The sequence below is a fragment of the Aestuariivirga sp. genome (genome assembly GCF_044238155.1).
In the GTDB taxonomy this organism is placed as follows: Bacteria; Pseudomonadota; Alphaproteobacteria; order Rhizobiales; family Aestuariivirgaceae; genus Aestuariivirga.
This window is the reverse complement of the sequence record NZ_JBIIDX010000111.1, coordinates 1-11,903: the sequence shown is the minus strand read 5'-3', so window position 1 is coordinate 11,903 and position 11,903 is coordinate 1. Positions and strand designations below refer to the sequence as shown.

Below are 11,903 nucleotides of genomic sequence, written 5' to 3'. Positions count from 1 at the left end.
GTGCAGGCCGTCGAGAAGGCCGAGCAATATGCCTACCGCGACCGCCGCACCAAGAAGCGCAACTTCCGCGCTTTGTGGATTCAGCGCATCAACGCCGCGACGCGCGACCTCGGCCTCACCTATGGCCGATTTATTCACGGCCTGGCCAAGGCCGGGATCGAGGTTGACCGCAAGGTCCTCGCCGATCTCGCCGTGCACGATCAGGCCGCCTTCGCCGCTCTCGTCGAGAAGGCAAAGGCCGCGCAGGCTTAAATTCCGCCGCGCCGATCGTCACGTCGAATTCCGATCGCCTTGACCGGGCCACATGGTGTTCTCCGCAACACCTGTGCCCGGTCATGCTTTTTCAGGGAACCAGAAGATGAGCCTTGCTACGCTTGAACAGTCGATCCTCGCCGAGATCGATGCCGCCACGGACGAAACCGCGCTGGAAGCCGTGCGCGTCGCGGCGCTTGGCAAGAAGGGAACGGTTTCCGAGCGCATGAAGGCGCTGGGCGGCATGAGCCCGGACGAGCGGCGCGAGGCGGGTGCGGCGCTCAACCTGCTGAAGGACAGGGTGACCGAGGCCATCACGGCGCGCAAGACCAGGCTTCAGGACATCGCACTCGATGCGCGCCTAGCCGCCGAGAAGATCGACGTGACGCTTCCCGCGCGTCCGCAAACATCCGGCACCGTGCATCCGGTTTCGCAAGTCTGGGAAGAAGTGGTGCAAATTTTCGGCGATCTCGGCTTCGCGGTGGCCGAAGGCCCGCACATCGAGGATGATTTTCACAATTTCGATGCGCTGAACATTCCGCCCGAACACCCCGCGCGCCAGGAGCACGATACCTTCTTCTTCCACGAGAAGCCGGATGGCTCGCGCATGCTGCTGCGCACCCACACGAGCCCGGTGCAGATCCGCACCATGCTGGCTTCGAAGCCGCCCATCCGCATCATAGCACCTGGCCGCACCTTCCGCTGCGACTCGGACATGACGCACACGCCGATGTTCAATCAGGTCGAGGGGCTGGTCATCGACGAGACCACGACGCTCGCCAATCTCAAATGGATTCTCGCCGAATTCTGCAAGGCTTTCTTCGAGGTTGACGATGTGAAGATGCGGTTCCGCGCCTCGCATTTCCCGTTCACCGAACCGTCGATGGAAGTTGACATCCAGTATTCGCGCGAGGGCGGGCAATTGAAGATCGGCACCGGCGACAAGTGGCTTGAGATCCTGGGCTCAGGCATGGTGCATCCGAATGTGATCCGCGCCGGCGGCATGGACCCGGAGCGCGTGCAGGGCTGGGCCTTCGGCGTGGGACTGGACCGCATCGCCATGCTGAAATACGGCATCCCCGATCTCCGCGCTTTCTTCGAAGCCGACCTGCGCTGGCTGCGCCACTACGGATTCAAGGCGCTGCAGGTGCCGACCCTGGCGGGAGGGCTGTCACAGTGAACGCCCGTACTCAGGTCCCCTCACCTCCCCCATCGCTGCGCAACGGGTCCCCTTCCTCTCCCGCACGCGGGAGAGGACATAAGGAAGAACGCCAATGAAATTCACTCTCTCCTGGCTGAAGGATTATCTCGATACCACCGCTACGCTGGACGAGATTTGCGAAGGCCTGATCGGGGTTGGCCTCGAGGTCGAAGAAGTGACCGACAAGACCCGTCTGCTCGCTGATTTCAGCGTGGCGCATGTCACGCTGGCAGAGAAGCATCCGAATGCCGACAAACTGCGGCAATGCGTGGTGGAAACGAAGGACGGCACCCGCCAGGTTGTTTGCGGCGCGCCCAATGCACGTACCGGCATCAAGGCGATCATCGCGCTTCCCGGCGTCACCATTCCGGCGACGGGTGCCGTGTTCGCGCCAGCCACCATCCGCGGCGTCGAATCCCAGGCTATGCTGTGCTCGGAGCGGGAGCTTCTGATTTCGGATGAGCACAACGGCATCATCGAAGTGGCGGAGAGCTGGCCCGTCGGCACACCGGCGGCCACGGCATTGGGGCTCGACGATCCGATGATCTATGTGAAGGTGACGCCCAACCGCCCCGATGCGCTGGGCATCTATGGCATCGCCCGCGATCTTGCCGCCAAGGGCCTAGGCAAGCTGAAGCCGCTCTTGGCACCTAAAGTGGAGGGGCGCTTCGACTCGCCCATCAAAGTGTCGCTGGATTTCCCCGGTGGCGATACGAAGCCCTGCCCGCTGTTCGTGGGCCGCTACATCAGGAATGTGAGGAACGGCCCTTCGCCCGAGTGGCTGCAGCGCCGCCTCAAAGCCATCGGTCTGCGGCCGATCTCGGCGCTGGTCGACATCACCAATTACATCACCTTCGCCTATGGCCGGCCGCTGCATGTGTTCGATGCCGGCAAGGTGACCGGCAATATCCGCGCCAGGCTCGCCCAGGACGGCGAGACGCTGGCTGCGCTCGACAACAAGAGTTACACGCTCAACGCCAGCATGACGGTGATCGCCGATGACGCAGGGCCGGAAGCGATTGCCGGCATCATCGGCGGCAGCGCCTCGGGCTGCACCGATGACACGGTGAATGTGTTCCTTGAGGCCGCCTATTTCGATCCGCTGCGCACCGCTGCCACGGGCCGCAAACTCGGCATCACGTCGGACGCCCGCTACCGTTTCGAGCGTGGTGTCGACCCGGCCTTCACACCCGTGGGCGCGGAGATCGCCACCCGCATGATCCTCGACCTTTGTGGCGGCGAGGCCTCTCACCTGGTGATTGCCGGTGCAGTTCCCGATACGGCGCGCAATTACCCGCTGCGCAAATCGCGGGTCGCCTCGCTGGCCGGAATCGAGATTCTGGCGCCCAGGCAGAAGGAAATTCTCTCAGCGCTCGGCTTCGGCGTCAGCGAGGAGGCTGATACGCTTGTCTGCACGGTTCCCAGCTGGCGGCCGGACATTCATGGCGAGACCGATCTCGTTGAAGAAGTCTGCCGCATCTACGGCCTCGACAATATTCCGCCGCAGCCGATGGAGCGGACAAGCGCCATCGCCCGGCCGGTGCTCACCCCGCTGCAGAAGCGCATGCTGGCGGCCCGGCGCATGCTGGCATCGCGCGGCTTCAATGAGGCTATCACCTGGGCCTTCCTGCCGGAAGATCAGGCCAAGCTGTTCGGCGGCGGCAAGCCGGAGCTGAAGCTCGCCAACCCGATCTCGTCCGAACTCTCCGACATGCGGCCCTCTCTGCTGCCCAATCTGATCGCCGCCGCTGGCCGCAACATGGACCGCGGCTTCGCCGATCTGATGCTGGCGGAAGTGGGCCATGCCTATGCGGGAGACAGGCCGCAGGACGAAACCCTGCGCGCCGCCGGCATCAGGCGCGGCGCCTTCACCGGCCGCAATGTGCATGGTGGCGCGCGGGCGGTGGACGCATTCGACGCCAAGGCCGATGCGCTGGCGGTGCTGGAGGCGGCGGGTGCTGCTGTCTCCACCTTGCAAGTGGTGGCGGGCGGACCTGAGTGGTTCCACCCCGGCCGCTGCGGCACCATCCAGATGGGTCCGCAAAACAAGCTGGGGTTTTTCGGCGAACTGCACCCGCGGGTTCTCGCAGCGATGGATGTGAAGGGGCCACTGGTGGGCTTTGAGATTGTGCTCAACACCATTCCGGTTCCCAAATCGCGCAGTGCCACCCGTGCCGCACTGGTGACTTCGGACCTGATGCCACTCACCCGCGATTTTGCTTTCGTGGTCGATGATGCCGTGGAGGCCGAGAAGCTGGTCAAGGCGGCACGCAGCGCCGACAAGGCGCTGATCTCCGATGTGACCGTATTCGACCTCTATAAGCTCGACGGCGGCAAGACCTCGCTGGCCATCGAAGTCACGCTGCAGCCGCGCGACAAGACCCTGACCGAACCGGAGATCGAAGCGGTATCGGCTAAAATCGTGCAGGCGGTCAGCAAGGCGACCGGCGGCACCTTGCGGAGCTAACACGTCATGGCCAGCACACGCGATCAGGTGCTTGCGGAGCTGAAAGCCCACCATAAGTCCGGTGCGCCGCGTGACATGCGCCTTGCCTTCGCGCGTGACCCAGAGCGCTTCAGGAACTTCTCAGCGCGCAACGACGATCTATTGCTCGACTTCTCGAAATGCGCAGTGAACACACGCACCATGGCGCTGCTGGGAAGGCTCGCCAAGGCGGCGGATGTGGAAGCAAAGCGCGATGCGATGTTTTCAGGCGCCGCCATCAACATCACCGAAAACCGGGCCGTGCTGCATACGGCGCTGCGCAATCGCGCCAACAAGCCCGTCATGGTGAACGGCCGCGACGTGATGCCGGACATCAACGCGGTGCTGGCGGCAATGGCGGCCTTCGCCAAGGATATCCGCGGATCGGCCATCACCGATGTGGTGAACATCGGCATCGGCGGGTCTGACCTCGGGCCGGCCATGGCAACGCTGGCGCTTGCCCCCTATCATGACGGGCCGCGGCTGCATTTCGTTTCCAATGTCGATGGCGCGCATATCGCCGATACACTGAAGCAGCTCAACCCCAAGACCACGCTGTTCCTGATTGCATCGAAGACCTTCACCACCATCGAAACCATGACCAACGCCCGCACCGCGCGGCGCTGGATTGCGGAGAAGCTGGGCGAGAAAAAGGTTGGCGCCCATTTCGCGGCGATTTCCACGGCGATCGATAAGGTCAAGTCCTTCGGCATCCGCGAGGACCGCATCTTCGGCTTCTGGGACTGGGTGGGCGGGCGCTATTCGATCTGGTCGGCGATCGGGCTGCCACTGATGATCGCCATCGGACCTGAGAATTTCCTGCGCTTTCTCGACGGCGGCCATGCCATGGACCGGCATTTCCGCGATGCGCCGGTACTCCGCAACCTGCCCATGCTGATGGGTCTGCTGGGCGTCTGGCACCGCAATATCTGCGGCTATGCCTCGCGCGCCGTTATTCCTTACGACCAGCGTCTGGCGCGGCTTCCGGCCTATCTCCAGCAGCTCGACATGGAATCGAACGGCAAGCGCGTGCGGCTGGATGGCAAGGTAGCGGGCCTTACTGGCCCCATTGTATGGGGCGAGCCCGGCACCAATGGCCAGCACGCCTTCTTCCAGCTGCTGCACCAGGGCGCCAACGTCATTCCCGTGGAGTTTCTCATCGCCGCGGAGCCGCATGAAAATGGCATGTCAGAGCACCATGCACTGCTAGTAGCCAATTGCCTGGCGCAGTCACAGGCGCTGATGCGCGGCCGTACCCGCGAGGAGGCGGAGGCCCAGCTTCTCGCCATGGGCAGGAGCAAGGCGGATGCCCGCGCGCTCAGCTCCCACCGCGAATTTCCCGGCAACCGCCCGTCGCTGACGCTGGCCTATCGCAAGCTCGACCCCGCAACGCTGGGCCGCCTGATTGCGCTTTATGAGCACCGCGTCTTCGTCGAGGCCGCCATCTGGAACATCAACGCCTTCGACCAATGGGGCGTGGAGCTCGGCAAGGAACTCGCCACCGCCCTGCAGCCGGTGGTGGAAGGAAAGGCCAGCGCCAAAGGCCTCGATTCCTCAACGGCGGGCCTCGCGGCCTATCTGCGGAAGCTCGGCTAAAACATCGCCTCGTCCAGCGCCATCACAGGTGCTGCGCCGGCGGCGATCTTCGCCTGCAATGACTGCGTTTCAGGCAGGATGCGGGCCATGAAGAAGCGCGCCGTATCGAGCTTGGCGCGGTAGAAATCCTCGTTGCTTTTGGGCAACGCCAGCTTCGCGGCGCGCGCCCAGAGATAGGCCAGCGCCGCCAGGGCGAACAGCCGCATGTAGTCAACCGCCGCCGCCCCGGCTTCATCCGGATCTGCAGCGGCGCGGGCGCGCAGCAGCGCGGTCGTCTCCTCAAGCTGGCGGAAGGCGGCGGAAAGAGGTGCGGCGAACTCAGGCGCCATCTCGCCTGACAGGAAGGCGCGCACCGGCGCGGCAAAGCTCTCGAACAGGCCAAGATGCAGCACTTTGCGGCCGAGGAGATCAGCGGCCTGGATGCCGTTGGTTCCCTCATAGATTTGGGTGATGCGCACATCGCGCACATATTGTTCCTGGCCATTGCCGCGGATGAAGCCATGGCCACCCAGCACCTGCACGCCGAGATTGGCGGCGTCCGTCCCGCAATCGGTGAGGAAGGCCTTCACAACGGGCGTCAGCATGGCCACCAGCGCGTCGGCAGCGGCGCGCGTGGCGGGGTCCGGGTGGCGCTCTGACACATCCAGCGCCTGCGCCGCCCACAGCGCCAGCATGCGGCAGCCTTCGGTGAGCGCCTTCTGGGTCATCAGCATGCGGCGCACATCGGGGTGCACGATGATCGGGTCAGCCGGCTTCTCCGGCGCGCGCGGGCCGGACGGCGCCCGGCCCTGCAGGCGCTCGCGCGCATAGGCCACGGCATTGCGATAGGACGCTTCCGCGATGGCAAGCCCGTGGATGCCCACCGCGATGCGCTCGGCATTCATCATTGCAAACATCGCCTTGAGGCCCTGGTGCGGCTCGCCCACCAGCCAGCCGGTGGCACCATCGAAATTCATCACGCAGGTAGGGCAGCCGTGAATGCCCATCTTGTGCTCGACCACGCCGCAGGACACCGCATTGCGATGACCCAGCGTGCCGTCATCGCCCACCAACACCTTGGGCACCAGGAACAGGCTGATGCCCCTGCTGCCCTTCGGCGCATCGGGGAGCCTGGCCAGCACGAAATAGATGATGTTCGGCGTCAGGTCATGCTCGCCCGCCGAAATGAAGATCTTGGTTCCGGTGAGCACATGGCTGCCGTCTTGTTTTGGGCTGGCCAGGGTTTTCATCAGCCCTAGATCGGTGCCGCAATGCGCTTCGGTAAGGCACATGGAGCCCGCCCATTCACCGCTGGCGAGCTTTGCCGCATAGCGCGCCTTCTGCGCGGCGCTGCCGTGCTGGTTCAGCAGCACATAGGCGCCGCGGGTAAGGCCCGGGAACAGGCCGAAGGACAGGCAGGCGCCGTTGAGCATTTCCTCGAACAGCAGGTTCACCATATGCGGCATGCCCTGGCCGCCGTGTTCCGGCGCGGCGGTGAGCGCCGGCCAGCCGCCGGCAACGAGCGCCGCATAGGCCTCGCGGAAGCCTTTGGGCGTGGTCACCGTGCCGGACGCGAAATGAACGCCTTCTTCATCGGCGTTGCGGTTGAGCGGCGCCACCACATCGGCGCAGAAGCGCGCCGATTGATCGAGCACCGCCGCCACCACATCGCGCGACAGGCCCTCGAAGCCGGGAAGGCGGCTGTGGCTCTCGAAATCAAGAAGCTCGTAGAGGCAGAACAGATGCTCGCGGAGCGGGGGGCTGAAAACCGGCATGAGCCTGAATTCAGCACTCCACGACATTCACCGCAAGGCCGCCGGTGGAGGTTTCCTTGTAGCGCTCGCTCATGTCGAGGCCGGTCTGGCGCATGGTTTCGACGCAGGTATCGAGCGGCACGAAATGGGTGCCATCGCCGCGGAGCGCCAGCGAAGCGGCGGTGACGGCCTTCACCGCGCCGAAAGCGTTGCGCTCGATGCAGGGGACCTGCACGAGCCCGCCCACCGGATCGCAGGTCATGCCGAGATGATGTTCCAGCGCTATTTCGGCGGCGTTTTCCACCTGTTCGTTGCTGCCGCCGAGCGCCGCACAGAGGCCAGCGGCCGCCATGGCGGAGGCCGAGCCCACCTCGCCCTGGCAGCCCACCTCAGCGCCGGAAATCGAGGCATTGTGCTTGATCAGCCCGCCGATCGCTGCGGCAGCCAGCAGAAAGGTGCGGATGCCGGCATGGTCGGCGCCAAGGCAATGATCAAGGTAATAGCGGATGGTGGCGGGAATGACGCCAGCCGCACCATTGGTGGGTGCAGTCACCACCCGGCCACCTGCGGCGTTCTCCTCATTGACCGCCATGGCATAGACCGAAAGCCAGTCCATCACCCTGTGGGGCTGGATGGCGTTGTTGCCCTGCTCTTCCTTGAGCTTGTTGTGAATTTCCGCGGCCCGCCGCTTGATCTTGAGCCCACCTGGCAGGGTCCCCGTGATGGTGAGGCCACGGTTCATGCAGTCGCGCATGGCATGCCAGATACAATCGAGGTTGGCGTCAAGCTGCTCGGCTGTCTGCCCAGCCAGCTCATTGGCCCGCTTCATGGCGGCGATAGTAAGGCCGGAGCGCTTGCCCATCTCCAGCATCTCGGCAGCCGTTCGAAACGGATAAGGCACATCGACGGAGGGTTTCTCGGTCTTTTCCGCGGCAAGGGACTGGGCGCGCTCTTGCTCCGTCTGCACGAAGCCACCGCCGATCGAGAAATAGGTTTCCGACAGCAGCGTGTTGCTGTCGTCATCAAGGATGCGGAACACCATGCCGTTGGCATGGCCTTTCAGTGCCGGGCCGAAATCGAAAATCACGTCACGCGCCGGATTGAAGGCAACCGCATAGTCAGGCGTCACGGCGATGCTGCCGCGTTCAGCCATCTGGCGCAATACGTCATCGACCCGGTCCGGGTCCATGCTCTGTGGCTTCTCGCCGGCAAGCCCGAGAATCACCGCGCGGTCGGTGCCATGGCCCTTGCCGGTGAAGGCGAGCGAGCCATGCAGGGTCACCGTCAACCGGCCAGTACCAGGGAGCGAGGCCTTGCCCGCTGTCGCGATAAAGCGCGCAGCCGCCACCATCGGACCCACTGTGTGCGAGCTCGATGGGCCAATGCCGATCTTGAAGACGTCGAAGACGGACAGAAACATGCGCGGAGCCCCAGACCAGGTGATTTGCAGCACTATACCGCAGGGCTGCCGCTGATGCACCGCCAGTTGTACGCCGCCATGGCCTACCAAAACGACGCATTTTTGGGTTCCGTCGGCCTCGGGGCCATGCTGTTATGGGAACATCGGACGTGGGGTTCGAACAAGGGGTGTGCGCCGTAATGCTTGCTGTGATGTTTGGCGTCTTTGCAGCGCTGTGCTGGTCCATCCACGATCTGATCGCGCGGGGCATGTCGGCCCGTGTGGGCGCCTTCCGCATGGCAGCGCTTGTCATCATATCGGGTGGTCTCCTGCTCTCCGTCTATGTGATATACGACGGCAAGATCTGGCAGGCCTCGCGCGAGGGGTTGATCTCCGGCCTGCTGCTGGGACTGGCCTACGGCTTTGGTGTCGGCGGGCTGTTCAAGGCGTTCAGCCTTGGACCGATCTCGCTCGTCGGGCCGCTCACCGCGGGTTATCCGGTCCTTGCCGTGCTGTGGGGTGTGGTCAATGGGCTTGAGCCTACACCCGTGCAATGGGCCTGTGTTCTGGCAACGCTGGTCGGCGCGGTCATCGTGGCCCGCTCAGGAACGGAAGACGGCGGCATCAATGCGGTCGAGCCGGGCAAGATGCCCACGCTCCTGCTGTTTTCGATGATTGCAGTGCTGGGATACTCCACCTCGATCGTGCTCGGCCAGCAAGCCGCAGTGGCGGTGGGCGAAATTGAGGCCACATGGCTGTCGCGCGCAACCGCCCTCATCACCATCTTTCCCTTCCTGCTCGCCGAAGCCAAGCATGAGCCACTCACCCGCCGGCAGTGGATCGGCATTTTCGTGATGGGCGGCCTCGACGTGCTCGGCGTCATCGCGGTCAACGCATCAGGCCACCTGCCTGGCAAGGAGTTTGCTGGAATAGGAATCTCAGCCTATGGCGCTATCGCCGTCATTCTTGCAATGATCTTCCTGAAGGAAAAGGTGTCGGCTGGGCAGTGGTTTGGGCTGACGCTGATCGTCGGCGGCGTTGCCGTCATGTCGATCAGCAACTCCTGACCTGCAGCTGCGGAGACGGACATGATCCGAACCATCACCACCAAGCCTCATGCCGGACAGAAGCCCGGCACCTCAGGCCTGCGAAAGAAGGTGCATGTGTTCCAGCAGCCCGATTATGTCGAGACCTTCCTGCAGTCGATTTTCGACTCGCTCGAGGGCCATGGGGGCGGCGCTCTGGTGATTGGCGGGGACGGCCGCTACTTCAACGCGGAGGTCGTCCAGACGGCAATCCGCATGGCCGCTGCCAATGGCGTCGGCCGCGTGCTGGTCGGCCAAAACGGGCTGCTCTCAACACCGGCGGCGTCACATCTTATTCGAAAGTACCGGGCCTTTGGCGGCATCATCCTGTCCGCGAGCCACAATCCCGGTGGCCCCGATGGCGACTTTGGCATCAAGTTCAATATCGCCAATGGCGGACCGGCACCCGAGAAGCTGACGGATGCCGTGTTCCGGCGAACCGGCATGATCACCTCCTACCGCATCGCAGAGTCACAACCCGTCGACCTGCAACGGCTTGGTGAACACAGCTGTGGTGGCATGAGGGTTTCTGTTGTGGACCCGGTCAGGGACTATGCCGAGTTGATGCAATCACTGTTCGATTTTGACGCGATGCGCAGCCTCATCCGTTCCGGCTTCACCATGTCGTTCGACGCCATGAGCGCCATAACGGGGCCCTATGCGCATCATATCCTCGAGGACATGCTTGGTTTCCCGCCAGGAACAGTGATGAATGGCACGCCTCTTGCTGACTTTGGTGGTCACCACCCCGATCCCAATCTCGTGCATGCAAAAACGCTGGCCGATCGCGTGCTGACGCGCGGCGAGGCTGATTTTGGCGCCGCGTCTGATGGCGATGGCGATCGCAATCTGATTCTCGGCCGTGGCATCTACGTCACCCCATCCGATTCACTTGCCATTCTGGCCGCCAACGCCCAGCTGACACCCGGATACGCAAAGGGCCTGGCTGGCATCGCACGCTCCATGCCCACCAGCACCGCCGCCGACCGCGTGGCTGGCAGGCTTGGCATTCCCAGCTTTGAAACCCCAACCGGATGGAAGTTCTTCGGCAACCTGCTGGATGCCGGGCTGATCAGCCTGTGCGGCGAAGAGAGCTTCGGCACAAGCTCTTCGCATGTCAGAGAGAAGGATGGGCTGTGGGCGGTGCTCATGTGGCTCAACATACTGGCCGTCAGGCGGAAGAGCGTGGCAGAGATCGTCCAGGCGCATTGGCGTGAGTTCGGTCGCAACTTCTATTCGCGCCACGATTACGAGTCGGTCAACGCAGAAGCCGCCGAGCAGCTGATGGACTCCTTGCGCGACAAGCTTCCCGCGCTCATGGGAAACCACGGCATCACGCAGGCTGATGACTTTGCCTATGATGATCCCGTGGATGGCAGCCGAAGCGAGTCACAGGGCATAAGACTGCTGTTTGGCGATGACGCCCGCATCATCTATCGCCTGTCCGGCACCGGGACGGAGGGGGCAACCCTGCGGGTCTATCTTGAATGCTATGAGCCGGACACCCACCGCCACGCCCTGGATACCCAGCAGGTTCTGTCACGCCTCATCTCACTCTCCCATGCACTTGCAGACATCGAGGGCCACACCGGCCGCGCGTCACCCAGCGTGATCACCTGACGCCTCGCCCTCGGCCGTGACGACACCGTCATGACGCAGGATGCGTGCCACGCTGCCCGACTCATCGCTGGCGACACCAAACTCATGGCCGCTGGGCAGAGGCGCAAGGCAGCGGTATGCAAACTGCCTCGGAACCGCGCGGTGGCGGATGGCGAGCAGGTTCAGCATCAGCACAGCCTGCATGGGGCCATGCACCAGAAGGCCGGGGTAGCCTTCCGCACGCGCATGGTCAAAATCAAAGTGGATACGATGGCCATTGAATGTCATGGCGGAAAACCGGAACAGCAGAACCGGCGACGCATCAACCTTCCAATCGGCGATGATTGGCTGTTCGGGGCCGATCTTTACCCCCAAGCCCGCTGAGGCTTCCCGAAACACCAGATCCTGCCGCTCGCGTACGGCCAAGCCATGTTCACCGCTGATCTCGTGATGAACCGAAACAAGGCACAACTCACCCGTGGCCCCCCGCTTGAAGCGGATATCGCCGATGGTTGAAACGCGAACGATGCTGGCGCCCATCTGCAGCGGCTGC

8 protein-coding genes and 1 pseudogene are annotated in these 11,903 nt (G+C 63.6%); 6 read left to right on the top strand and 3 right to left on the bottom strand.

What is annotated here, in order from left to right; genetic code table 11:
* The 4 genes from rplT to pgi all read left to right on the top strand — a co-directional run.
* Nucleotides 1–252: 50S ribosomal protein L20 (gene rplT / locus ACILRN_RS11995; protein WP_395688588.1), on the top strand; the 252-nt coding region annotated here is incomplete at its 5' end.
* A gap of 106 nt (nucleotides 253–358) precedes the next feature.
* Nucleotides 359–1,432, top strand: a complete 1,074-nt coding sequence (gene pheS, locus ACILRN_RS11990) for a phenylalanine--tRNA ligase subunit alpha (RefSeq protein WP_395688586.1) — start codon at nucleotides 359–361, stop codon at nucleotides 1,430–1,432.
* 94 nt (nucleotides 1,433–1,526) lie between these two features.
* Nucleotides 1,527–3,920, top strand: coding sequence for a phenylalanine--tRNA ligase subunit beta (gene pheT / locus ACILRN_RS11985; RefSeq protein ID WP_395688584.1), 2,394 nt, complete (start codon nucleotides 1,527–1,529; stop codon nucleotides 3,918–3,920).
* A 6-nt stretch (nucleotides 3,921–3,926) separates the two neighbouring features.
* The gene (pgi, locus tag ACILRN_RS11980) at nucleotides 3,927–5,534 is read left to right on the top strand and encodes a glucose-6-phosphate isomerase (RefSeq protein WP_395688582.1); all 1,608 of its coding nucleotides are present in this window, start codon (nucleotides 3,927–3,929) and stop codon (nucleotides 5,532–5,534) included.
* Here pgi and ACILRN_RS11975 read toward each other — a convergent pair.
* Nucleotides 5,531–7,288: an acyl-CoA dehydrogenase C-terminal domain-containing protein gene (locus ACILRN_RS11975; protein WP_395688580.1), complete on the bottom strand. Its 1,758-nt coding sequence runs from the start codon at nucleotides 7,286–7,288 to the stop codon at nucleotides 5,531–5,533. The two genes, pgi and ACILRN_RS11975, sit on opposite strands and share 4 nt — an antisense overlap.
* 10 nt (nucleotides 7,289–7,298) lie before the next feature.
* Nucleotides 7,299–8,687, bottom strand: coding sequence for an L-serine ammonia-lyase (locus ACILRN_RS11970; RefSeq protein WP_395688578.1), 1,389 nt, complete (start codon nucleotides 8,685–8,687; stop codon nucleotides 7,299–7,301).
* A gap of 179 nt (nucleotides 8,688–8,866) precedes the next feature.
* On the opposite strand from ACILRN_RS11970, the gene ACILRN_RS11965 reads away from it, so the two are divergent.
* Nucleotides 8,867–9,733 carry a DMT family transporter gene (locus ACILRN_RS11965; RefSeq protein WP_395688576.1) on the top strand — a complete coding sequence of 289 codons (867 nt, stop codon included), beginning with the start codon at nucleotides 8,867–8,869 and terminating at the stop codon, nucleotides 9,731–9,733.
* Nucleotides 9,734–9,754: 21 nt separating this feature from the next.
* On the top strand, nucleotides 9,755–11,371 hold the full coding sequence (locus ACILRN_RS11960; protein WP_395688575.1) for an alpha-D-glucose phosphate-specific phosphoglucomutase: 1,617 nt from the start codon (nucleotides 9,755–9,757) through the stop codon (nucleotides 11,369–11,371).
* Here the strand turns inward: ACILRN_RS11960 and ACILRN_RS11955 are convergent.
* Nucleotides 11,351–11,903 (bottom strand): annotated as a pseudogene (locus ACILRN_RS11955) (protein dehydratase); the annotation flags it as partial. The gene ACILRN_RS11960 and the pseudogene ACILRN_RS11955 overlap by 21 nt on opposite strands.